Raw genomic sequence first — 24,153 nt, 5'->3', positions numbered from 1 at the left:
CGACAATGCACTACCTGTCAGCTATACACTTCCGCCACTACGGTGTGTTCGGGACTTTCACCCGTTAGTCCGATACGCTGCCAAGCGCACAAAAGCTCTGAGAATTTAATATTCTCAGAGCCTTTTACTATAACTATTTAGAAGTTAGACTTTTTTCGTAATATCTCTGCTTGGGTCTAGTAGCTGTGTTTATGGTCTGGTTTCAGCACTAGTCTCTATAATAATAAGCAGCCTTTATTCTTTGGAAGTAATCCCTTATTTGTTCTTCGTGATTTTACCATCTTTCATTTTTGGCAATGTCTCAAAATCTGGTATATCAACGATATATAGATTGCCGTAGCCACTTTGGTCGCTCGTAAATAAAATCTTTTTCTGATCAGGACGAATGCATGGATGCACGTGAATTTGTTGAATGTGAAAACTTGCCCGGTGCTTACATAGCAATCGCGGCCCTTCTAGTACACCACGATTCTTTTTCCAAAGAAATAAACTATCATGATAATATTCTCCATGATAGGCTATTGATTGATTACCGTCTCCTACAATGAATTGGTCATTTTTTGAATGAATATGCATGTTTTGATATGGAAAGTCAAACATTTCTAACTTCGTATTGTCATAATTTACTGAACCGATAAACTTCCCATCTTTGCGGTTTAATGATTCTGTAAAACCGTGGAAACCAATTCTTACGCCATCACCATACCAATATTCATGACCTGCATATTTTTGATTCCCACATTCCGCGATTTTCCAAGACTCTCCGCTTACAATATCTAAAACCCATATGCGATGGTCAACGATTTCCCATGGACCTTCATGACAATACGTAATAATGTTCGGCTTAGTAGGTGAAGCATTAACATGACCAATCCAGCATTTTTCTTCATGAATAACAGTCACCTCACCAGTATTTAATGTGAGTAAATAAATTTTACATAGCGGCTTTGCTGCCTGCATTTCTTCAAAGCCAATATATCCACCTGACAGATTACTATTAATTGTTTTTGATAAGTCTTCTGTCAATCCGAAGCATAGAAATTTACCATCCGCAGTACAGCTGATATTACTAAATGTAAAGCCTTGTGGCTGTCTAAAGATAACATTTTCTTCAAAGGTTTCTAAATTAATTGCACGTATTGATTGATCGACAATAAGATACGCCTCTTGTTTACAAGGATTTATATATGTTCCTTGTATATTTGGATGATGCTCACGCTTATAATCTGTGAGTTGTGTCATTTCTCCGTTATCAAGATTCATACTATAAAGGTTCGGACTGTTATTTCGTTCTGAACCAAATAATAGCTTGCTCTCATTGTCATACCATCCATTATTCGTAAAATATAAATGAAAGCTATGTGCGAGATAATCGGTCAGTTGCGTAATTGAAACTCCTGTTAAGGAATCTTGAAATGTTTTCATTTCGGAACACCACAGTTTCCCTTTTGTCATCTTCTTTCCCCTTTATATATGTTTATTGTTGCGTCTTTTCGAATCGAATTACGACATATTCAAACTTACCGATCTCTAACTCTCCTGCCTGTATGTTTTCTTTCGTTATGAGATTTGTTGCGCTTTCTTGTATGTTCACACTCCCACCTTGACCGTCCATATTAATAATGAACCAAACAGTGTATTGTTCATGTTCCCTTGGTACAACAATTGTTCCTTTCGTTACACTTAACTGGGTTGACAGCTGTACCTCTTTTGAGTAATGTTCGATAAGTTTTGTTAACAATGTATCTCCAGCTTGACCAATCGGCATCGAACCTAACATGACAACCTTACCTTTCCCTAGCCGATATTCGCTAAGAAAGGAGTGTCCTTTTGCTATTCCTTCTGTAATGATTCCAACTGAAGTTTTCGAGTCGTACTCAAAGACAGAACTCCATAAGCTTAACGGAGCAGATACATCAAACGCTGATCCAACTGCCTCATTTTCATTCATTGGGAATGTAAATAAAACATTGGCACCTATTAATCGTTCTAATTCTCCTAATGCCATATCGGTATGAATCGTATGTTCCTCGGTACGTCCGCCACTTAAAGGTCCAACTATCCATATCCCTCCCGCTTCAACAAAAGCCTTTGCCCGCATTAAGTAGTCATGTGAAATGGCAGGTAGGAAAGGCGTGAACAATAATTTATATCCATCTAAGCTTGTTTGTTCAGTAATAAGGTCACGCGAAATACCCATGTGTAAAATCCGTTCATAAAAAGCCGTCATTAACCTACGATGCTGCAAATTTTGATGAGGTTCTGTTTCTAAAAAAGCCTTAGCACGGTCTGAATACGTAATCGCTAATTCTGCTTGTGGTACATACGTTTCGGCGATGATCGGCTCAATTTTCTTCCTTATCTCCTCTACTTCTAAGACATTTTCAAATCCAATTGTCGGCTTTCCCCAGGCACTTAATACGGAACTGTGTGGTTGTTCACATCCTGATTTTTGTTGCCTCCAAAGCCAATAACAAAATCCTTGTGCCCCTAATGCGTATGAGGCTATTGCTTCAGCCTGCAAATAACCATCTGGATGTGGCATTGCATAGCTAGCTAAAGATGCAGCATAGGAAGTACTTGTTTCCATCACCCAAAACGCTTTTCCACTTTTTATATTTCGAAATAAATCATGATTAAACAAATAGGCCGGATAGTTTTCAATTGTTGCATATGTATCAAATGAGGCAAAATCAAGATTTTCAAATAAGCGTTCATTATCTACACTAAAAGCAACACTACTATTATGGGTAATTGGTGCATTTGAATGTTTTCGAATAATCGTTGCTTGTTCATCGGAAAACTCCGCAATTTTTTCCATTGAAAATAACCGGTACATTGTACTTAATGATGAATGATGTAAAAATGGAGTTGGGCCTGGTTGTGGTACTTGTTCAAAAGCAAGATAAGCTTCACTCCAAATTTGTGTACCCCATTTGTTATTAAGATTGTCGATTGTACCGTATTTTTCTTTTAACCAATCGTGCCATAAGCTTTTACATTGCTCACACATACATTCACTGACATGACATTTAAACTCATTATCGATTTGCCAACCTATTAATCCAGGTAATTTCCCTAATCGTTTTGCTAGCTCCTCGGTTATAAGTGCTGCTTTTTCTCTAAAAATCGGATGATTTGTACAAGCATGCTGCCTTGAGCCATGTCCCATCGTTCTACCGTTCTTATCAACATGCATTCTTTCTGGATATCCATAACTATACCAAATTGGCGGAGTCGGAGTTGGAGTACAGAAAACTGTTTCAATTCCATGACTTGCTAGTTTCACAATCATCTCTTCAAAGAAACCTACATCTATACTACCTTCAGTAGGCTCCATTGTTGACCAGGCGAACTCACCCATCCTGACAACATTTATCCCTGCTTTTTTCATATAGATTATATCTTCTTCAATCGTATCTCTATCCCATAATTCGGGATAATAGGCCGCACCATGGTATAATTTATTCATCAATTTCTCCCTCTCATTTATGGTTATTTTACAGGTTGGTTTGCTCGTTCTGTTTTATTAACGACATATACATCATTTCGAGGTGGTGTATCCATTCCGTGTCCGATAAAAAAGCTTGGATGTGGTGGTTGATTATAGGCTGTGTTTTGCCATGCAATTGCCAACCTGTACATCGGATTATGCATTAATGTTTGAATTCGGTGCTCTGTAACATCTGTCGTTGTATAAATTCTTAACATAGAACTATCATCGGTTCTCCAGATGACTTCCTCTCGCCAGTCTCCAAAAAGGTCAGCTTGAAGACATGGGTTTCCTTTTGTCCCATTGTTTGACCGAGTTCCATTAGCCGTTAATAGATTGATAAGTTCACCTTTTTCATAGTCCCATTTATAAATTTTCCCGACTCCGATTCCTGATTGCTCGTCATAATCGTGGTCGAGAAGTTCTCGTAATAAGTCACCGTCCCACCATATTGCGAAATTAAATGATTGCGGAGTTATATCAGAAATTTTTTCACCTGAACTGCTATATAAACCATCCCCACCTGTTCTCCAATGTGTAGATGACCAGACTTCAACACCTTCATAGCGTGGATCAATATCAGCGGCCATCCCTCTGCCTACATCTTCAGTCGATGGGAGTCCCCAAAGTAGTTCACCTGTATGTGCATCATGGATTTCCGTGCCATTTTCCGATGGGACTTCATGGACTTGAAAAATTTCCAGTCCTGGTCGACTAGGTATAAGGTTACCGACATGCATCGCATCACCATGACCTAAACCAGTCGAATATAAACCATCACCATTATGGTCAATAACTGCTGACCCATAGATTATTTCATCTTTTCCGTCACCATCAACATCGGCAACACTGACACTATGATTGCCTTGACCAGCATAATGTTCATTACCAGCATCTAAACTATCAAACTTCCATAACTTTTCAAGTTTTCCATTTCGCCAATTATACGCAACTAGTACTGCACGTGTATAATAACCACGACACATAACTAAACTTGGCTTTACACCGTCAAGATAGGCAACACAGGCAAGGAAGCGGTCCACCCGGTTTCCTTCATTATCACCCCAATCAACGCCATTGCCACGAGGTGGGTCATAGTCGGTTGTAACTAACTGTTGACCTGTTTCTCCATCAAATATCGTTAAGAATTCAGGTCCTTCTAAAATAAACCCTTCATTGTTACGATAGTCAGCATTTTCATCACCAATTACTTGTCCTGTACCGTCAATAGTTCCATCCGCTGTTTTACAAGCAATTTCTGCTTTACCATCCCCATCAAGGTCATAGACCATAAATTGGGTATAATGAGCTCCTGCCCTTATATTTTTACCTAAATCAATCCGCCATACATGTGTACCATCTAATTTGTATGCATCTAAATAAACATTGCCGGTATAGCCTTTATGCGCATTATCCTTCGAGTTAGATGGGTCCCATTTTAAAATAATCTCGTACTCTCCATCACCATCTATATCGCCAACACTTGCATCATTGGCACTATATGTGTATGTGACACCATCAGGGGTTGTACCTCCGTCAGGTTTTTGCAGTGGGACCTCAAGATAATTTTTATCCCAGACATCGATAGGTTCTGAAGCAGATACTTCAATGCCTTCGACAACAGTGGTTATAAAATATGTTGAATCAGTCGACCCTTCCTTATCAAAGAAATTTGTACTATTCCTTATTGGTGTTGAATTAATTTTCTTCTTATCTCGAAAAATATTAAAAGATACTTCTTCAGCATCAGTTGCTAATAATCTCCAGCCTATATAAACGCCATTATCAGTATTTACTGCTATCAATCCACGATTTAAATACTCCATTTGCCTCAGTTCCGTATGTTTGCTCGTATTTTGGTCATTCATATTCTTTTAACCTCCTCATATATAAATTGTTATAGTTTATAATATAAATATTCTACTAAAGCTAAGATAGCCATCGATTGACCATACGGCATACCTGTTACAGGAATATCTTTATAAAATTGCAATGTGTCTCCCATTGCTGTTCCTGCGGAAACTTTCTGTAATTCACCTGATGGGTCTATTTGTTCAATCACAGCTTCGACAGCTATCAAACCCATTTCTTCGTATTGTTTATCTACATATCGTTTTCGTACTGCCTTTAGTGTTCCAAATGCAAACCCAGCTGTGCATGATGCCTCTTCATATGAGGTTGGATCGAGAAGTAACGTGTGCCATAAACCGCTTTCATTTTGGCATTTTTGCAATGCCTCAAGCTGATTTTCTAAAACGGTTTGTAAAAATTGGTTGATTGAATCATCATCATCCATATCAACAAGCTCGAGAAATTCTGGAATTGCAATCGTTACCCATGAGTTTCCTCTACCCCATAGCGCTTCTGCAAAGTTATGATTTCCTTCGAATGTCCATCCATGGAACCATAAACCTGTCTTTTTATCGCATAAGTAATTTGTATGTATTAAAAATTGTTTTTTAGCTTCTTCAATATATTCAGGTTTATTAAGCAGCAACCCAATTTTCGTTAAAGGTAACACACTCATCATTAGCGTATCGTCCCACAATTGCTGATAATTTTCTGAACCAAATACGATGTGTTGGAATCCCCCTGTTTTTGTACGCGGCATCTCATAATAAAGCCAATCTCCCCAAGTCTCTAAGTATGGAAGGTATACGGGGTTTTGAGTCTCTTCATATAGGTACGCAAGGGTTAACATTTGTACCATCGTGTTCACATTTTTCTCGACTGGCGGTAGCTGAAATTGCTCCATAAACCAATTTTCGATAATTTCAAGCACTTCCTGTTTTTTTGTCAACTTGTAATATTTCATCATGCCATATAGGCCTACTCCTGCTGTCCACTCCCAATAATTAAAGCTTTTATTATCGATTTTACGTCCATCCGCTAATGGGATCGCATATTTGCCGTCAGGGTCACGGAGATTAACTAAATTATCGATAAGCATGTCAATTTTTTCTTCTATTTGTTGTCTATTCATCTTTTAAATCCTCCCAGATATATGTTAATTGCCTTGCAACAATTTTTGCGATCTCGTTTGCACCTAGTTTCGTGAAATGTGTAAAGTCAATCTTATTAATAGAAGCCATAAAATAATCTTCGGCACGTTCATAACCGACAGAAGCATAAAAATTTAAACTTTCATTCATCAAGTCAATTAACGGTATGTTTTGAGACTTTGCTAAATCTTTCAGTACAATACAATACTCAGGGAAATCATTTATGAATTGACCTTGTTTAACGTGAAGCCGTGCAACAGGTGTGATGAGTATAGGGTTTGCATGTAAGCTTTTAGCTCCTTCAATATACATATTTATATATTTTTTATAAGTCGTATAGGGCTCTGTATAGCGTTCGGGTTTGTGTTTTGTTGCATCATTATGTCCCATTTGAACGAGAAGGTAATCAGATTCACTTATTTCACTAAATATATGTTCTAGCCTTCCTTCCTCAACAAATGTCTTTGAACTCCTTCCACCTATTGCATAATTACAGACTTGAATATTGTCATCTAAATACTTATGAAGAAACTCACCCCATCCACCTTGCCTAGCATTATCCTCATATGCCTGAACTGTAGAATCACCGGCCAAGAATACTCTCACGATAAAATCACCTTCCTTCCCTTAGTCCTTAATGAAAGCATATAGTATTTCCTGTTTTCATGACTATTGGACTTTTTTGAACGAACTGATTATCCACTATTCATTTTTTGAAATCTTAATACTTTCTTGCATGACTAGTTGAATATTAGAAAACTTTGAGGTATTTGGAAACAGGTTGCAAAATAGAGGATTAACTATGTGTTTATAGGCATAATAAACATATAATATTATGGAATTAAACGAGGCATGATTATTATGTACATACTTTTTATCGTTATTATTCTTGCAATCATCACCTTTTTATATGTTGATATCGAGACATTAAAGCTATATTATCCGACAATTCAAGCATTTCTTTTATTTAATTTTTTATATAATTTTATCTTTTATAAACATACGTTATGGGCATATAAGCCTGAAACTCCTTGGCTAAACCATACATTAATTGAAATACTCTACTCTTTCATCATTATCCCGCTGGTCATTATTGTATTCTTGCGTTTTTTCCCAACAGGGTGGAAAGGAGTTATTTATCTTATTATTTGGGTCTTTGCATTTTGGTTAATTGAATATGATTATAGTAAGCGTGGCAGCTTCTCCTATGATAATAACTGGAATATATGGTGGTCGTTATTATTTAATTTTGTTATGTTTCCATTTTTTAAATTCCATGTGAAGCGGCCTTTCTTATCACTCATATGCGTTCTACCTGTCATAGTTATTCTTTTGTTATTATTTCATCCATCTTTTACTGAATTAAAGTAAGTGGTTTCAACTGACGTATTCACTAATTTAGACAACTATCAAGTTTGTCCCCATTTTTCTGATACTTTTTTCACTGAGCAAAGTCATTGAAATATTACCTTTAAACAGTTACATTATTAGTTGTACAACATGCTTACTGGAGGGATTTTTTTGGCTAAAATTGCTTTTTTACTAGCAGATTATTTTGAAGATTCTGAAATGAAAAATCCATATGATGCGTTAACACAAGAAGGTCATGAAACAGTTATTATTGGTATTGAAAAAGGTGCTTCCTACAAAGGAAAAAACGGAACTACATATATTTCTGACTTATCCGCTCAAGAGGCAGATGCTAGCCAGTTTGATGCTATCATCATACCTGGTGGAGGTGCCCCAGAGGCTCTACGTGTTAATGATGAGATAATCGATTTTGTAAAACAAGCAAATGAACAAGGAAAATTAATTGCTGGCATTTGCCATGGTCCACAAGTTATGATTAGTGCCGACATTCTTAATGGTAAGTCTGTAACGTGTTACATTGGCATTCGTGATGATGTAAAACTTGCAGGGGCTAATTACTTAGATGAAGAAGTAGTAGTAGGTGGAAATTTGATTACGTCAAGAACGCCGAAGGATGAACCTGCGTTCATAAAAGAGATATCAACAAAACTTGCATCATTAGCTTGATTCTAATACAAAAAAGAAGCTAGATACTCTAGTTTAAATAATTGGTATCTAACTTCTTTTTTTATTATTTTTATTAATAGATTGTGATTTACGCTTAACCTTTATTAAGAGGGTTATCGAAGTTGAATCCTTGACTCCTGTAGAAAGGAAGTAAAAGCAAGAGGAAATCAACCTAAAAGACTACACGTACTACAGTTGTCCTTCTGTTTACTCTTTCTTCTCTTCTTTGATAAGTTCTTCTAATTCTGCTTCTGACTTAACACTTAATTCCGTTTCATCTCCAAAAACTAATTCCCAGTCTTTTTCAGGGTCAAATTTCCCCTCTTCAAGCGTATAGTCATTTAATTTAACATGCAAGTCATATAGTGTTTTATGAATATGATAAACATTTTTCTGAGTTTCAAACATACTGGATGCTTGATTAATCCTAATTAATACTTGAATTAAACTTTGGGCGGTACTGTCACTGCTATCAAGTTCTTCTGGTAAAATTTCGTCAATTTCAGTAGCTCTTTGCTGGAATTCATCTTGAACTTGCTTTGTCATCCAGTCATCTGGGTATGTCCCATCGGCTTTTGGACCATTTTTTCGAGAGTTGATAAAATAGTCACCATTGATAAATTTGTCAAAATATTCGAACTGATTTTTCACTAATGCTTTTAGCTGTTCTTCGTATTCACTTTCTTCTTTTACTGATGAAGTTGAAACAGTAGTTGCTTCATTTTTTTGTTTTTGTTCAGTTTGTTCTGCTTGTTCATTATTATTTGAAAGGTTAGTCATTATCAATATCACAATAAGGACTGATCCTATACCTCCAGCAATTAACCCTAACGTAACTTTCTTCAATGTTATATCCCTCACTAAGCTTCTTTAAATATTTCACAACACTCATAAACATTATCAATCTACAATTTCACATGTAGTTTATCATTATATATAGATACTTTTTTAACCATTATACACTTCGTCGCTCATTTTTCAATAAAACCTGTTTCTAACTTTAGTAAAAATTTCTTCAACTCCATTCCTCCACGATAGCCTGTTAAACTGCCATCCTTTCCGATAACACGATGACAAGGTATCGTAATAAGAACAGGATTTGCACCAATTGCTCTCCCTACAGCTCGAGCGGCCGTTGGCTTGAAAATTCGTTCTGCTATATCAGAGTAAGTACTTGTCGTTCCATAAGGAATTGTGCTAAGCGCACTCCATATTTCTTTTTGAAACGGTGTACCTTGTAAATCAACCGGCAACGAGAAAAAATCACGTTTCTTATTATAGTATTCTTCTAATTCAATTCTATACGGTTTAAGAAATGATTCTTCCCTAAGTAGATGATGTTGTGAAAAATGCTTTTCAACCCATTTCTCCACTTCAATAAACGGTTGATTTGGAGACCCTACATAACATAATCCATTTTCTGTTGCTACAATAAAAAATCTCCAACTATTAAAATTAAATTCAGACCAATAGATACTATTTTTGTTCATTAGAGGTTCCCCAGCCTTCATACAATTATAGGAGTAACTTAACCTAAAAAATGTGTAGGTTGGTTTTGACAGGTCAATAAAAATTAAATAACATACACATTATAATAATGTTGCCTATTATAAATCACATAGATTAACTATTTATTATCAAAAATTACTACTCATCTATTATAAACGAATTCTCCGATAAACTGCGTTCTAAATTAGCCATTAACAAAAAAAGATACTTCTTAGTTTAGTAGACTAAGAAATATCTCTTTTCGAATCTATTAGTAAATCTAGTAATATCGTATTTATATACGAGTGTACGCAAAAGTACGTTTATTCTGTTACTTTGACTAATTACTTATTGTAAAATTCAGCAGGAATCCCCCCGAATTTTCTTTTATGATAAAGCAATGGTTCTTTTTTATCGCTCTCTATCTCAACAACTTCACCAATTAATATCGTATGGTCACCCGCATCAATTGTTTTATAAGTATGACAGTGCAATACTCCAGCAACGTCTGCTAATATCGGTAAACCTTCTTTTAGTCTCCATTCACAATTTGCAAACCGGTCAGTACCTTTTGAAGCAAACAGTGAACATAAATCACCTTGGTCACTTGCTAAAACATGCACGGCGAATTTGTTTGTTTTTGTAAATTCCTCGTATGTAGATACACGTTTATCTATTGACCATAATATTAACAGCGGGTCAATTGACACTGAAGCAAAAGAATTAACTGTTAAACCGATTGGCGTACCTTCGCTTGTAACTGTGGTGACAACTGTTACTCCAGTTGGATAATTCCCCATAACCTCTTTAAAAAGTTCTGTATTCTTATTATTCATCGATAATTACACACCTTTCCATTTTTCTAATGACTAAGTTTAATCTCAAGTGCTTTGTAAAACTTCTACACACCCTTAAAAACTAATAATAAGTATTATTTGTCATCATACATAGACATGGTAAGCTGCCGTATTGTTTACCATTAATCGTCATAAGTTTGTTGAAACATACACTTCTATCATTGACCTATTATTTTGAAGGTTAGTTACTGTTAATGTACCATAACTTGAATTTTTCTGCATAGAAAATACTATATTTAGCGTCTATTAATTGAATTAAATATCTAACAATAGGGGATGTTAAATAAAGATATAACCTATCAAACTTATTAATACAGCCTGAAATATTAACTAAATAAGGAATGTGTATGTTGTGGACATGTATTCACTAATTTTAATAATTGCGATAGTCTTTGGATTCTCAGGCAGTATTTATATTATTACTAAGAATTACTTACGCTTTGGAATTATTTTCATCATACATACATTACTTGCTAGTTGTTTATGCATGTTTTTTTACTGGGCAGGATTTTACCGCTTCATTTTCCCACTACCTTTCATACTACCTGCAGTTATACTAAATTTCGGGTTCTTAGTATTAGCAACAATTTATTTTCGCCCGAAAAAGTTTACATTTCCCTTTTATTTCATCGTCATAAATTGGACATTCAGTATTGAAATTATTCTTAAAAAAATAGGGTTTATTATATATATTAATGAGTGGGATTATTGGGATTCTTACTCTTTATACTGGATATATCTTCGTTTCTTTTCTTATATCGGGGACTATATCATTTCTAATCGATATAGAAGGCCTATTCGTAGTGATAGAAAACCATATTGGATTATATTTCTTATCTCGATAATAATTACATTTTTCTGCATTACTTATTTAGCTTATTTACACAAACTGAATTCCTTTTAAGAATTGAGTCATGCCAATATTTTGCTTGTTTAAGACAATGTGATGTACATACTCTTATTTTAAGTCGGTTAGTACATATCCCATTAAAATTTGAGCGTCCACCAATCAATTCATATATCATGCTAGACTTAACAAAGGCATTTAAAAAGGTATAACTCTCTTGAAATAAAAGGAGTTATACCTTTTCACTTTCGCATATATTTTCGTTCAATATACCATATCAGGGTCATGATAATATTTAAATTCAAGTAGGTTGTTTGACGGATCGATTAAGAAAAATGTGATATGTTCTTCTCTTTTTCCAGCAAATCTCACCATTTTTTCTTGAAAAAAAGGAAGCTCTCTGTTAATTGCATTATTTAATACTTCTTCAAATTCAGATCGTTCAAGAAAAGTAATTCCATAATGACGTGGATACATTTTAGGTGATAAGTCAATACCTTCAGGATTTAGATGACATACAACTTGATCACCAAAAAAGTTGAAGGTCACACGGTCATCATATTTTCTTGCCAGTTTGCAACCAAGTTTTTCATAAAACAAAACCGTTTCTTCTAGCTCCTTACAAGGAATAGCTAAATGGAACACTTTATTCGTATCCCGCATGGTAAACTTCCTCCTCCATTATATGAAATGTATCCGACCGTAATCCTAAGCGTAGTGTTTCAAGTGATAAACAGTCTGTAAAAGGGATATTTGCAAGGTTCACATTTGTACCGACTAACTTTACAAATGCTGTTTGCAGTTTTTTATTTGGAGCTTCAAAAATAATTGATTGAAGATCAAGATTCGAAGATATAATCCCATCTATTAAGTCAATACGTAAATCCCCATTTGTTTGACAAACACCGCTCGTTCCACTTTCTCTTGCTTCGGTGATTACTTTATGTGCTCCTGCAGCTATATCCTCTTTAATCCAATCAACCCAGTTTAAAGGATTTTCGCCGTTTAGGTCGCTATCTTTCCTGCCAACCTCACTAAACACGATAAATTCTCGTGCAAACTCCTCTATAAATACTGTTTTCTCTTTATTTGTTATATCAATTGTACCATTAGAGATTTCAACATATTTACAGTCATATCGTTTACAATACTCAATGTACTTTGAAATTTTTCCTTGGGATAAAAACTTTTCAAACAACGTTCCTCCAAAAAAATAATCAATATGCTGTTCTTTTAAACATGTAATTTTTTGGTCTAGTTGACATGATATAACCGAAGTACCCCAACCGAATTTCACAAAATCAATGTAGGGACTATTGCTACAAATTGTGTCTTTAAAATGTTGGAGAGGAATACCATTATCAATTAGTACTGTAAGGCCATGCTGTCGTGGTTTTTCTTGTCTTTGTGGTAAATGTAATCCAGAAAGGTTCAAACTAGACACCTCTCAACTGTCGGGATCTTTTCGTTCTTATTAACTCTCATGACAAACTCTCCTTCGAATTCCTTTACACAGTATGAGATGTCTTCTGGTGAAAACTCTGGTTGATTTTCATCAAAAAACTTTAAAGCAACATGAGAGTGAATGATTCTATCCACTACCTCTTTAACTGAAATCTCGTTATTTCCTTCTATAATATCCTTCATGTATTGAGCAACAGCTAAGTCATCATCACCACTAGGATGTGAAGCAATAAGATGAATAAGGGGCATGTCATGTTCCCGCTCAATTTTCCTTTTTATCATTAGTGCAGTTGTTTTTGCGTTTGTAAATCCTGTCACAAATAGTTCCATTGCATTTAGTGCATTTAGTGTTGCTTTCACACCGTTTGTTGTCTTTTGAACAAGTGTTTTCCCAGATAATTCTATTGTACTTATTCGAGCAGGAGAATTATCCAAATCAAATTCAGCAATTGGAAGTCCGTTTATCTCACCTGCCAAAAGTACATTAGGTTCTTTCAATGATTGTGCTTCCTCAACTGTACGTACTAACTTTATTTTCTCAGCTCCATTAAAAAAAGCATAGTGAGCAACAGTAAATGCTCTTATAACATCAATTACTACCGTTATGTCACTTGATTGTAACGAGAGGTCATTCCCCTGATAAATTTCAACAGCCATAGCTTCACCTCAAATGTTAGCATCTTAAAAGCATCCCTACGTGTCACAAAAAGTATATTCAATGCTAAAAATTCTGTGCCTAATAAAGAGAGTATTAGCGCTAGAATATGGGCTAACTTTCCGAAACAGTTACGGCATTACAAAAGTGATTAATAAATAAATTGTTTGGACAGACACCTAATAGGCATGTAGCAATATAATGACGATGAAGCGAATAGGCAGAAATAAAAAAATGAGGTGAGCTCTTTGTTTTATCATGTTAAAGAATTACAATATCATGCAAAGCCAGAAAGACCTGATCCTTTATTTGCAAAAAAATTACAAGAAGTATTAGGTGGACAATTCGGGGAAATATCTGTCGCTATGCAATATCTTTTCCAAGGCTGGAGCGTTCGCGGTAACGGTAAATATAAAGATTTATTAATGGATACGGGTGCAGAAGAACTAGCTCATATTGAAATGCTTGCAACTATGATAGCAAGACTCCTCGATGGAGCACCTGTAGGGGACTTGGAAACAGCAGCAAAGGACCCTGTTATTGGCGCAATATTAGGCGGAATGAATCCACAACATGCTATTGTTTCAGGTCTTGGTGCAATGCCTGCTGATAGTGTTGGCAACCGTTGGACTGCTGACTATATAATCGCTAGTGGAAATTTATTAGCAGACTTTAGAGCAAACCTTAATGCAGAGTCTCAAGGTCGCCTTCAAGCCGTACGTTTATATGAAGAAACGAATGACCGCGGTGTAAAAGATATGCTATCATGGCTAATAGCACGTGACCGAATGCACCAAAACCAGTGGATCGCTGCAATAAAAGAGCTTGAAGCAAAAGAAAATGTTGTTGTGCCAAGCACGTTCCCTATAGAACTGGAAAAACAAGAAGTTTCATATACGCTGTTCAACTTATCCCAAGGAAATCAAAGTGCGGAAGGTCGTTGGGCTCATGGTCCAAGTATGGATGGTTTAGGACAATTCAATTATGTTGAAAATCCTGTGCCTCTTGCTAAAAAGCCAGTATTACGTCCAGCACCACCATATATTCATGACACTCCACCAGCAGTACTTAAAGACAACCAAGGACTTGTTCCTCCAAATATGAAATAGTCCTCATGTAGAAAGGGAGACAAAAAAAGATTAGATAACCTATTTTGTCTCCCTATTTATTCACGTAAAGTATTCTAGTTTTGCATTCGGGAAAAATTTCTCCATATACGAATATAAATGAGTTTTTATATCTTCTTCTTCATCCTTCTGATAAATATATTTTCCAATTCCATATTTTCCCCATTTATACCTTCTTGCAGACTCATCCAATTCTAATTTTGTCATCGGATAATTTTTTTCAATTACTCTTTTAGCAGGTTTTGTAAACCGATGTTGAATAAATTCAAATGTAATATCCTTTTTCGCATCATCGGGTAACTCAGCATCTAGTCTTTCAAACATATGATGATAGCCTTCCTCCCATCCTTCATGGAGGTAGATAGGCGCAACAATAAATCCAAGCGGATAGCCTGCTCGAGCAACCTTACCAGCAGCTATAATGCGGTCTGCTAATGATGATGTTCCTGGTTCAAAATTTTTAATGACATAATCAGCATTGATACTAAATCTAAATCTTGTTTTACCGTTATGTTTCGCATCTAATAGATGATCGACGTGATGAAATTTAGTAACGAATCGTAATTTCCCGAACTCTGATTGTCCGAAATGTTCTATTGCACGCTTTAATGTATGTGTTAAATGGTCAATACCGACTATATCAGATGTACACGCTGCTTCAAATCGCGTAAATTCCGGAGCTCTTTCTTCCATATATTTATCAGCAGCATCTAATATTTCGTCTACATTTACATATGTCCGGATGTATGGTTTGCTCCCCATCGTTGTTTGCAAGTAGCAATAATGACAGTGCCCCATGCACCCTGTTGCGAATGGAATCGCATATTCAGCAGATGGCTTTGACGTATCAAACTTTAATGTTTTCCGAATCCCGACAACAAGGGTTGATTTAGCAACTCGATATTTTTGAAAATCATTGTCACCCGGTAAGTTACGGATTTGATTATGTGATGTCGTATATTTAATTTCAAGATCCATCTTTTCAAATTTTTCTTTTAATTCTTGCCCTAATGGATAGTCAAGAGCCTTTGGTTCAAAATAGACTAACTGTGGCTTAAAAGGTGGTCTACTCATTGTTTATCTCCTTTACATACCCTCAAAATAATGTTGATATGCTTCTTTTGCCTCTACTTCACTTGAATATACAGCAAGCTCATTTGTTAATGGATAGTATGTTTCATACAAGAACAATGCGAGCTCACCTGGATTATCAGGGTTATTAACAACTGCAGCTTCTTGAATATTCGCCACATCTTGTGTGTGAGGATTGCGGTAAAATACATAGACGATATCTCCCGCCTGATATTGAGCCATTTCATTTGATAAATCATTCGATATTTCCATTCAATTAGCACCTCATTTTGCTATTATTCCGCCTATATAAAAATGACAGATATAGCTATTTTTATATTCTCATTTTTCGTTCAAACGATATTTTTTATAATGACATGATTATGGAAATTGCCCAAGCTCAATAAAAAGATGATTATTTTTCATCCTGTACTTTCCATTGTTTAATGATGTAACTTTTAGCTCATACTAACGATGGATTTTTGAAATATGAGAATGGAGATGAATAAAATGGAAATGGAAATGGATGCGAGAAATTCAACAGAATCTGCTCTGCTACACTATAAAGCTGGATTAGGACAATTTACGAAAAAAATGCCAGAGCTAGCTAGTAAATTTAACGATTTCACTGAAGAATGTTTTAAGGATGGTCGTCTTTCAAAAAAAGAAAAACAATTAATTGCTCTAGGAATTAGTTTATATTCTCAAGATGAGTATTGTATTATTTATCATACAAAAGGTTGTCTAGATGAAGGTTGTTCAGAAGAAGAAATTCTCGAAGCAATAGGTGTTACAGCTGCATTTGGTGGTGGCGCAACAATGAGTCAAGCGGTAACTTTAGTACAAGAATGCATCCAAGAACTAAATCAATTAAAACAGTAACGTTTTTAATATATTTTGAGGCTGAGACAAAAGGTTTTAAAGACAAGAAAAATACGAACTATTAGATGAGATTTCAATACAACCTTCGTGTTGTTTTTACAGGGTTGACGTTCTGGTTGATTTCCGCTACAGTACTCGCTTTCCGCGGGGTGGGTGGTGAGCCTCCTCGGAGTAAACTCCTGTGGGGTCTCACCTCTCCACGCATCCCGCAGGAGTCTCGCAATCAGCTCCAATCAACCTTTACAGAATTTGAACATTGAACCCCTAAAAACAATGTTCGTATTTAACTATGGATTTTTTGTTATGTCCCAGCCTCTTTTTATTGTCAATTGAACAACCACAATTACAATAACATCTCCTATTTAGCACGACTTTCCATCAGGATTATGTAAAGCTAATGGTCATACTAACCTTGTAGTTTTTCTACATGTTTTGAAAGGGGAGGTTCTTTTGGATATACAAACAGTTGAAAAAACACTTTCTGTTAAAGAAGCAATAGAATCAAGGCATAGTATCAGAAAGTTTGAACAAGAGGACATCTCAAAGGAAAACCTCACGGAAATCTTTGAATTAGTCCGACTAACTCCGAGTGCATGGAACCTTCAACCATGGCGCTTTTACGTTGTGACTGATCATCAATTAAAGGAAAAACTGCAGGATGCTGCATACGGACAAAAACAAGTCACATCCGCTCCGGCTGTTGTTTTAGTGTATAGTGATATGGAAGATGTTATCGCTAATTTACCTGAAGTCGTTCACCCTGGACTATCACCTGAAAGACAGCAAGAGGAAGTTGCTAACCTTTCCTCATTCTTTGCTGGTATGAGTATAGAGGAACGTGGTCAATGGGGGCTTACACAAACGAATATCGCATTAGGGTTTCTCTTAACAGCAATCCAAGGTCTTGGTTATGCTAGTGTTCCTATGCTTGGTTTCGACCATGAAAAGGTAAAAGAAATCCTATCACTCCCCGAGCATGTTAAATTTGCAGCTATGGTACCATTTGGACGTCAAGCAGCAGAAGGTTATGAACATCATAGGTTCCCATTAGAAAAAATTGTTACTTTTCATTAGGATCAAAAAAGGGGCTGTCATCTAGACAGTCCCAATCTGAAATTTACGTAATAATTCCTCCAGCTTTGCTGATTTATCATTTAGTTCTGTTGCAGCGTGCTTTAACGTTTCCATTTCTTCAACTTGGTTGCCTATTTCTCTCGTAAATTCAATTAATTTTGAACTTACCGTTGTAAATTGACTTGAAAGGCCTCCGACACTTGCAGTTACCACTTCGCTCCCTGCAGCCATTTGTTGACCAACGCTTGTTATATCAGTAATCTGTGAATTGACAGCTTCGACCGATGCTAATATATTGTTGAATGAATTCATTAATTCATTAATCGAATGTAGTCCACTATCGACATCATTATTTGTAATTGTCATTGCATTCAGTGCCTTGTCAGCTTTTTCCTGAATATCATCGATAATAGATGTGATTGATGCTGCTGAAATATTCGTTTGATTCGCTAATTTACCCACCTCTTGTGCCACAACCGAAAAACCTTTCCCATGTTCACCTGCTCTTGCTGCTTCTATATTTGCATTTAATGAAAGTAAATTTGTTTGACCGGCAATATGACTTATTTCGGCAATCATATCAGATATTTTACCAGTACCGGAAATTAACTCTTTAATTACTGTATGCAAATCAGAAAAGGATGTATGAATACTCCCCATTTGTTCAGCAGCTGTATTCACTTTATTTTTTCCAGTACTAGCTAATTGAAAGGCACGGTTGGATGATTCATTTGCTATACTTGAAGTTTCTGCAGTTTTTCCAATCCCTGCCGACATTTCTTCCATTGTCACTGATACTTCTCTTGTTGATATTAATTGAATATCGATTGTGTCTTTAATATCTTGCAATTCATTAGAAATCATTGTGAGATGATCATTGGTACTATAAATCTTTGCTTCTAAATTTGTTGAATAATCTTTAACTATTTTTCCAGTTTCCTGGACTTCTTTTAATAAGGTTTGTAAACCTATTCTCATATATTCAAGTGGAGCTTTGATACTTTTTAACGGTCCTAAGTTATCCTCATTCGCTGAATACGTAAGGTCTCCTTGACTAACCTTCTTAACAAAAAGTTGGATTTCATGAAATGGTTTTGCATAAGAAAGAAAATTAAATACACCAGTAAGCACTGAACTTACAGTAATAAGTAGCACTAGTAATAGTGAAGTGAATGAAAGGATTTGATTATCACTAATCAAACTAAAGATAACTGTAATAATAATTCCTGAAATAATTCCTTGAAAAGCTGTATTCAGTGAATAATAACCAAACTTTTTTATATTCTCTTTCGTTTTTTCGCTCACTGCTATTCCCTCACAATCAATATCATTACTTTAAGACTATATACTGTCTATATTACACGTTATTTTTAAAAAATAGAAGAGAGCCCTAAGACTTTTATCACAAAAGTTAGACAATTAATGATTGTAAGGATTTGCAAGCAACTATGAGTTGAAGATACCATAAGTCCCTAGTAAGCGACTATACAAGACAAATGATTTCAATTCTCGCTTATAACAGTTTGAATTTATGTCTCGCAACAAACCACAATTAATGAAAAAGGGTTACCTAGTGACTAAACGAACGAATGCGTTTAACTTCGCATGCATTTTAGTTTAGCTAGGTAACCTTTACCTACATCAATTAAACTATATGTCTTGTCCTTTTACTCCATTTATTGAATAACTTACTGTTATCTCAGCATTCAATGAATGAGAAACAGAGCAATACTTGTCCTTAGAAAGTTCAATTGCGCGGATCACCTTAGCGTCTGGTAAATCACCTTCTAAGGCATAATGAATATGAATAGTTGTAAATCTCTTCGGGTGCTCATCTGCTCGATTTCCCTCAACACTTATCTGAAATGATGCTGGCTCTAATCTCATCTTTTGTAAAATCGAAATAATATCAATTCCTGTACAACCTGCAACAGCATTTAACAGAAGTTCAGTTGGACGTGCACCACTATTTAGACCACCAACTTCCTCCGATGCATCCATTATTATTTCATGTCCAGAAGGAGTAATACTAGAAAAACCCATCTTCCCTTTCCAATCAATTGTTAAATTCATTTTTCTGACCTACCTTTACTGTTTTCTATACATAATGTTCCCCTAAAATGAGAATAGAAAAACACTAACTCATGAAAAATATGAATTAGTGTTTTTGTCACATGTTGTTTATTAGTTAAGCCTGAGCTTGTTTTCTCTTTCGATTTATCAAATAGAGGGCTATTCCACCTATTATGACAACTGCACCAATTACAATCAGATTAAATACATTTGTAGCAGTGTTTGGTAACGATTGACCAAATTTAACATTATTTTTGTTTCCAAATGTATTTGATTCTTCAGGTGTTGTATTTTTTTGTTGTTCTGTTGCTGGTTTATCATTCGTTTTGTCATCGACATTTGGTGTATCATTCACCGGTGTTTCTCCAGCATCATTGCCAGGTTTTTCTGGGCTTTCAGCTGGTGCAACACCTATTGTAATTCGATTTTCTTCAGTTATCGTTACTGTCCCAATTTCTTGTAAATACTCTTGAAATACATCGAAGTCAGGTATAAATAACTCAGTAAGCCTTCCGTCGTCTTTAGCTGCTTTAAATGATTCATAACCATCACCTCCATCAGCGATAAAGGCATTTGTTGCTACAGTATACATTTTGTTAACATTGATTTTTTCGTACCCTGACTCTGTTTGCACAAACACACTGTGTACACGGTTGCCAGCAGGTTTTTCCGGGTCAAAACCGAATTTCATTCCTGATACCTGTGGAAAGCGACCTGCACCATCTTCGACTTGACTCACTCCATTCTCTAGTGCGTCAATTATTTCCTGTCCAGTTAAATCTAACGTAACTAAAGTATTTGCGAATGGCAGTACTGTTAAAACATCACCTAGTGATATATCTCCTTTTTCTATAGAAGCTCTAATTCCGCCACCGTTCTGAATTGCAATTGTTGCACCAGTATTTTGTTTTTGAGCTCGCCAAAGCATTCCATCAGTTATAAGATTTCCTAAATTCGTTTCTTTTGTACGTACGTCATTTCGCTCACCATTTAAAAATACTTCAGTCTTTCCAACAATTTGCTGCTTCAGTTCTTCAATTGGTGCTGCTAGCTCCGCTAAACGATTTGCTGTATCTGCATCCTCACTAATGACATATTTGTCATTCTCATCTTTTGCATTAATATCAATTAATTGTTGCTTCCAAGATGTTAACACGCCATCTTTATCAAAAGTTACATCTGCATTTCCTAAATAGTTACCATATTCATGAGCAGACAAGACAATTGTAGGTTCAGAATCCTCATCGATGACAACCGGTTCAGTAAGTAGTGTATGACTGTGACCACCTACTATCACATCGATTCCGTCAACTTGTTCCGCTAGTTTTTTATCGTAATGAAAGCCTAGATGTGTAAGGGCAATTATTTTATTTATTCCTTCACTTTCTAATCGTTCAACCGTCATTTTAGCCTTTTCAATATAATCCTCAAATACAAGATTCGCGCCTGGATTGGATAATAGTGTGGTATCTTCTGTCGTTAAACCTAAAACACCTATATCTTCACCATTTACTTCTATAATACTAGCCGGATAAATCGCTCCACCATTTTTAGAGCTTCCTATTTCGTTTTTAAATAGCGGACTTAATAAAGCTTCTGTTGAGTAATCGATATTTGAACTAACAATAGGAAATTTAGCATTCTTAATGAAATCGGCGAAGACAGATGGACCTTTATCAAATTCATGGTTACCAGGTACCATTGCATCGTATTTCATCTTATTCATAAATTCTAAATCGGCTTGTCCTAAATATTGATTAAAGTATAATGTGCCTGAGAAAACATCTCCTGCATCTAATAATATAGAGTTCTCTACAGATGCACGTGCTTCTTCGACAGCTGTCACCCTTCTTGCAACATTATCTAGATGAGCATGTGTATCATTTGTGTGCATGATTTTTAAATCCCATTCATTTGAAGAAAGGTTTAAGGAATACTTACTAAAACCTGTGTCTAAATCCTCTACAAAGTTAATTTGTTCGGCTTCTTCAGCAAACGCTTTTGCACTTGGAGACGATTCAAAAGTAACAGTAACATCCCCGTAAATCGGAGCAATTGACCAGTTTTGATCAGCTGAAGGATTCACTTCACCCTTTTCAATAATATAATTCATTACGGCTTGGCGATTTTCATCAGGATATTGAGCAATAATTTTTGAAGGTAAGTCACCTGGAAAATTCCCTCCGCCTGATGCACGGTAATTATTTGTAACAACTAAAAATTCTTTATTTAAGTCGATAGGATTTCCCTCATACATGATATTTTTAATTCTAGAAGAATCTTTATTAACTAAGTTTCCGCTCGTATCATACTTTGCAGGTTTTGTTACATCAATTTGATACGTAATACCGTCGATAACATCAAAATTAAATGTAGGAAACTCATTGTTGATAAGATTTTGTTCCATTGTTTGCGATGGGTCGATTTGATTAAATTGACCTGCAGACATTTCTAACCAGTCTTTTACGTCTGCCCCCGTAATTTTAACGACTTGTATCGTATTGTCATACAAGTATAAATCACCAACATTTTTTATCGCTAAATTCCCCTTTGGTATGTTCGTGTAGTAGTCAGCGCCATTCCGACCACCAGCTTTAAATGGGGCACCTACCGATAATAATGGCATTCCTTCATATTCAGTCCCCTTCAACTTCTCCTCTACATACCATTTCTGTGCATCTGTTACAATTTGAATAGAAGGATCGTCTTGAACTAAAGAAAAGAAACTATTAATTGGTGCTGTCGTAGAGCCGACACTTTGTCTAACATATTCTAATGTTGAATTGTGGGCTTTCTTTACGACTTCTACCATTTCATTATCACGCTCAGAAACTGCTGTAATCGGCTCTGCAGTCGCTTGGGAATCGACAACCTCCCATTCTTCATCAAGTAATTGCAATTCTAAATCGATGATCCCAAGATGACTTCCCCAATTTTTAGGCATGACTACTGGTATACCATTTACTGTTCCTTTTACATTGTCGATTTCAGCAACACCGTTAAAACGGGCATCACCTGGAAAAGTATTGTGTTGGTGACCCGAAACTACAACGTCAATATCTGCAACTTGTTTCGTTAAATCAAAAACTGCATTTTCTGCACCTGCAACACCTTCACTCGTATTTACACCTGAGTGTGCAATAACTACAACTAAATCTGCGCCATTTTCTTTCATCTCAGGGATTACCCTTTTTGCTGATTCCACAATATCTTTTGTGACAACTTTTCCGTCTAAATGCTTTTTATCCCAAACGTTAATTTGCGGGGTTACGAAACCGGTAAACCCTACTTTCACCTTATGTATGTCACCATTGCTGTCAACGAAATCCTTCTCAACAATTTCATATGGTTTGTAGTAATAATCCGTTTCATTATTTGCATGAAATACATTCGCATTTACTACAGGAAAATTTGCATCGTCCATTGTCTCATCTAGAAAATCTAAACCATAGTTAAACTCGTGATTTCCAAGAGTCGCAGCATCATAGTTCAGTAGATTCAGCGCTGCAATAATAGGATGCACTTCACCATCTCTCAATCCATTTTTAAACACATACTCACCAAATGGATTTCCTTGTATTAAATCACCATTGTCAACTAATAACGTATTTTCCTTCTCTGCTTGGCGTTGTTTTAATAACGTTGCAGTTCTTACTAACCCAAAATTTGAATTTGTCTTATCACCATAATAATCATAATCCATAATATGAGCATGAATATCGGTTGTTTCTAACAGCCTAACATCCATTTTCACAGGTTCTGTTGCCTTAGCATTAGTTGTTGCAAAACTTTGAAATGGCATTATCGAGACTACAAGTGCAGTCGCGAAGGTACTATAAAGCATTTTTCTTTTCAAATTCCGTCGAATCCTTCTCCTCATTACTTTTCCACCTTTCGTTTTTATATGCTCCAACACATTTATTGTACAAAGACTGTGTAAAGATACTTGCAAGATTTTGTACATTTTTTGTAAAGAAATGTAGATTTGAGTCATCGTTTACGAAAAAGGTGTGTGATAAGCAAAAAAGCCCTCAAGTAAAGAAACGATAGTCGTTTTTCACTAGAGGGTTATTCACGTTGTCC

General features: G+C 35.8%; 21 protein-coding genes. 5 read left to right on the top strand and 16 right to left on the bottom strand.

Annotation, left to right across the window (positions count from 1 at the left end):
* Window positions 1-255: 255 nt before the first annotated feature.
* From J2S19_RS03915 to J2S19_RS03895, 5 genes are read right to left on the bottom strand one after another with little or no spacing between them, the layout of a single operon-like run.
* A complete protein-coding gene (locus J2S19_RS03915) occupies window positions 256-1,455 on the bottom strand; it encodes an oligogalacturonate lyase family protein (RefSeq protein WP_307337489.1) in 1,200 nt (399 codons plus the stop codon).
* Between the two features lie 22 nt (window positions 1,456-1,477).
* Window positions 1,478-3,472: a beta-galactosidase gene (locus J2S19_RS03910; protein ID WP_307337487.1), complete on the bottom strand. Its 1,995-nt coding sequence runs from the start codon at window positions 3,470-3,472 to the stop codon at window positions 1,478-1,480.
* A 23-nt stretch (window positions 3,473-3,495) separates the two neighbouring features.
* Window positions 3,496-5,361: a rhamnogalacturonan lyase gene (locus tag J2S19_RS03905; protein WP_442405475.1), complete on the bottom strand. Its 1,866-nt coding sequence runs from the start codon at window positions 5,359-5,361 to the stop codon at window positions 3,496-3,498.
* 29 nt (window positions 5,362-5,390) lie between these two features.
* Window positions 5,391-6,476 carry a beta-galactosidase BglB gene (gene bglB, locus J2S19_RS03900; protein WP_307337485.1) on the bottom strand — a complete coding sequence of 362 codons (1,086 nt, stop codon included), beginning with the start codon at window positions 6,474-6,476 and terminating at the stop codon, window positions 5,391-5,393.
* On the bottom strand, window positions 6,469-7,104 hold the full coding sequence (locus tag J2S19_RS03895) for a rhamnogalacturonan acetylesterase (protein WP_307337557.1): 636 nt from the start codon (window positions 7,102-7,104) through the stop codon (window positions 6,469-6,471). Before J2S19_RS03895 ends, bglB begins: the two co-directional genes overlap by 8 nt.
* 243 nt (window positions 7,105-7,347) lie before the next feature.
* Between J2S19_RS03895 and J2S19_RS03890 the strand changes: the two genes are divergently transcribed.
* Both J2S19_RS03890 and J2S19_RS03885 read left to right on the top strand, forming a co-directional pair.
* Window positions 7,348-7,866 carry a CBO0543 family protein gene (locus J2S19_RS03890; protein ID WP_307337482.1) on the top strand — a complete coding sequence of 173 codons (519 nt, stop codon included), beginning with the start codon at window positions 7,348-7,350 and terminating at the stop codon, window positions 7,864-7,866.
* Between the two features lie 150 nt (window positions 7,867-8,016).
* Window positions 8,017-8,532 carry a type 1 glutamine amidotransferase domain-containing protein gene (locus J2S19_RS03885; RefSeq protein ID WP_307337480.1) on the top strand — a complete coding sequence of 172 codons (516 nt, stop codon included), beginning with the start codon at window positions 8,017-8,019 and terminating at the stop codon, window positions 8,530-8,532.
* Window positions 8,533-8,739: 207 nt separating this feature from the next.
* Here the strand turns inward: J2S19_RS03885 and J2S19_RS03880 are convergent, their stop codons facing one another.
* From J2S19_RS03880 to J2S19_RS03855, 6 genes are all read right to left on the bottom strand, one after another.
* A complete protein-coding gene (locus tag J2S19_RS03880) occupies window positions 8,740-9,378 on the bottom strand; it encodes a hypothetical protein (RefSeq protein WP_307337477.1) in 639 nt (212 codons plus the stop codon).
* Between the two features lie 125 nt (window positions 9,379-9,503).
* Entirely contained in the window at window positions 9,504-10,022 is a 519-nt protein-coding gene (locus tag J2S19_RS03875; protein WP_307337475.1) for a methylated-DNA--[protein]-cysteine S-methyltransferase, read from the bottom strand.
* A gap of 342 nt (window positions 10,023-10,364) precedes the next feature.
* Window positions 10,365-10,856 (bottom strand): flavin reductase family protein, encoded by a 492-nt coding sequence (locus J2S19_RS03870; RefSeq protein ID WP_307337472.1) that lies wholly within the window; start codon window positions 10,854-10,856, stop codon window positions 10,365-10,367.
* A gap of 1,132 nt (window positions 10,857-11,988) precedes the next feature.
* Window positions 11,989-12,387 (bottom strand): VOC family protein, encoded by a 399-nt coding sequence (locus tag J2S19_RS03865; protein WP_307337468.1) that lies wholly within the window; start codon window positions 12,385-12,387, stop codon window positions 11,989-11,991.
* Complete coding sequence (locus tag J2S19_RS03860; RefSeq protein ID WP_307337465.1) at window positions 12,371-13,159, bottom strand: phosphosulfolactate synthase; 789 nt, start codon at window positions 13,157-13,159, stop codon at window positions 12,371-12,373. The genes J2S19_RS03865 and J2S19_RS03860 overlap by 17 nt, the downstream gene beginning before the upstream one ends.
* The gene (locus tag J2S19_RS03855; RefSeq protein WP_307337463.1) at window positions 13,156-13,845 is read right to left on the bottom strand and encodes a 2-phosphosulfolactate phosphatase; all 690 of its coding nucleotides are present in this window, start codon (window positions 13,843-13,845) and stop codon (window positions 13,156-13,158) included. Before J2S19_RS03855 ends, J2S19_RS03860 begins: the two co-directional genes overlap by 4 nt.
* Window positions 13,846-14,091: 246 nt before the next feature.
* Between J2S19_RS03855 and J2S19_RS03850 the strand changes: the two genes are divergently transcribed.
* Window positions 14,092-14,952 carry a manganese catalase gene (locus tag J2S19_RS03850; RefSeq protein ID WP_307337460.1) on the top strand — a complete coding sequence of 287 codons (861 nt, stop codon included), beginning with the start codon at window positions 14,092-14,094 and terminating at the stop codon, window positions 14,950-14,952.
* A 60-nt stretch (window positions 14,953-15,012) separates the two neighbouring features.
* Here the strand turns inward: J2S19_RS03850 and splB are convergent, their stop codons facing one another.
* Entirely contained in the window at window positions 15,013-16,044 is a 1,032-nt protein-coding gene (splB, locus tag J2S19_RS03845) for a spore photoproduct lyase (RefSeq protein ID WP_307337457.1), read from the bottom strand.
* 12 nt (window positions 16,045-16,056) lie between these two features.
* The gene (locus tag J2S19_RS03840) at window positions 16,057-16,314 is read right to left on the bottom strand and encodes a transcriptional regulator SplA domain-containing protein (RefSeq protein WP_307337454.1); all 258 of its coding nucleotides are present in this window, start codon (window positions 16,312-16,314) and stop codon (window positions 16,057-16,059) included.
* Between the two features lie 243 nt (window positions 16,315-16,557).
* On the opposite strand from J2S19_RS03840, the gene J2S19_RS03835 reads away from it, so the two are divergent.
* A complete protein-coding gene (locus J2S19_RS03835) occupies window positions 16,558-16,923 on the top strand; it encodes a carboxymuconolactone decarboxylase family protein (RefSeq protein ID WP_307337554.1) in 366 nt (121 codons plus the stop codon).
* 450 nt (window positions 16,924-17,373) lie between these two features.
* Window positions 17,374-17,997, top strand: coding sequence for a nitroreductase family protein (locus J2S19_RS03830; RefSeq protein WP_307337451.1), 624 nt, complete (start codon window positions 17,374-17,376; stop codon window positions 17,995-17,997).
* A 21-nt stretch (window positions 17,998-18,018) separates the two neighbouring features.
* Here J2S19_RS03830 and J2S19_RS03825 read toward each other — a convergent pair whose 3' ends face one another.
* From J2S19_RS03825 to J2S19_RS03815, 3 genes are all read right to left on the bottom strand, one after another.
* On the bottom strand, window positions 18,019-19,302 hold the full coding sequence (locus J2S19_RS03825) for a methyl-accepting chemotaxis protein (protein WP_307337448.1): 1,284 nt from the start codon (window positions 19,300-19,302) through the stop codon (window positions 18,019-18,021).
* Between the two features lie 345 nt (window positions 19,303-19,647).
* Entirely contained in the window at window positions 19,648-20,070 is a 423-nt protein-coding gene (locus J2S19_RS03820) for an OsmC family protein (protein ID WP_307337445.1), read from the bottom strand.
* Window positions 20,071-20,185: 115 nt separating this feature from the next.
* The gene (locus tag J2S19_RS03815; protein WP_307337442.1) at window positions 20,186-23,950 is read right to left on the bottom strand and encodes a bifunctional 2',3'-cyclic-nucleotide 2'-phosphodiesterase/3'-nucleotidase; all 3,765 of its coding nucleotides are present in this window, start codon (window positions 23,948-23,950) and stop codon (window positions 20,186-20,188) included.
* Window positions 23,951-24,153: the final 203 nt, after the last annotated feature.

The sequence above is a fragment of the Metabacillus malikii genome (assembly GCF_030813355.1).
GTDB lineage: Bacteria > Bacillota > Bacilli > Bacillales > Bacillaceae > Metabacillus > Metabacillus malikii.
Note: the sequence above shows the minus strand (reverse complement) of the source record. Positions and strands in the feature narration are given on the sequence as shown.

What these genes read in the sequence shown, in the direction of transcription:
- J2S19_RS03890 (WP_307337482.1), top strand. Translation starts at nt 7,348, where the DNA reads ATGATTATTATGTACATACTTTTTATCGTTATTATTCTTGCAATCATC.
- J2S19_RS03875 (WP_307337475.1), bottom strand. Translation starts at nt 10,022, where the DNA reads ATGAACAAAAATAGTATCTATTGGTCTGAATTTAATTTTAATAGTTGG.
- J2S19_RS03820 (WP_307337445.1), bottom strand. Translation starts at nt 20,070, where the DNA reads ATGAATTTAACAATTGATTGGAAAGGGAAGATGGGTTTTTCTAGTATT.
- J2S19_RS03870 (WP_307337472.1), bottom strand. Translation starts at nt 10,856, where the DNA reads ATGAATAATAAGAATACAGAACTTTTTAAAGAGGTTATGGGGAATTAT.
- bglB (WP_307337485.1), bottom strand. Translation starts at nt 6,476, where the DNA reads ATGAATAGACAACAAATAGAAGAAAAAATTGACATGCTTATCGATAAT.
- J2S19_RS03865 (WP_307337468.1), bottom strand. Translation starts at nt 12,387, where the DNA reads ATGCGGGATACGAATAAAGTGTTCCATTTAGCTATTCCTTGTAAGGAG.
- J2S19_RS03910 (WP_307337487.1), bottom strand. Translation starts at nt 3,472, where the DNA reads ATGAATAAATTATACCATGGTGCGGCCTATTATCCCGAATTATGGGAT.
- J2S19_RS03855 (WP_307337463.1), bottom strand. Translation starts at nt 13,845, where the DNA reads ATGGCTGTTGAAATTTATCAGGGGAATGACCTCTCGTTACAATCAAGT.
- J2S19_RS03840 (WP_307337454.1), bottom strand. Translation starts at nt 16,314, where the DNA reads ATGGAAATATCGAATGATTTATCAAATGAAATGGCTCAATATCAGGCG.
- J2S19_RS03915 (WP_307337489.1), bottom strand. Translation starts at nt 1,455, where the DNA reads ATGACAAAAGGGAAACTGTGGTGTTCCGAAATGAAAACATTTCAAGAT.
- splB (WP_307337457.1), bottom strand. Translation starts at nt 16,044, where the DNA reads ATGAGTAGACCACCTTTTAAGCCACAGTTAGTCTATTTTGAACCAAAG.
- J2S19_RS03835 (WP_307337554.1), top strand. Translation starts at nt 16,558, where the DNA reads ATGGAAATGGATGCGAGAAATTCAACAGAATCTGCTCTGCTACACTAT.
- J2S19_RS03815 (WP_307337442.1), bottom strand. Translation starts at nt 23,950, where the DNA reads ATGAGGAGAAGGATTCGACGGAATTTGAAAAGAAAAATGCTTTATAGT.
- J2S19_RS03905 (WP_442405475.1), bottom strand. Translation starts at nt 5,361, where the DNA reads ATGAATGACCAAAATACGAGCAAACATACGGAACTGAGGCAAATGGAG.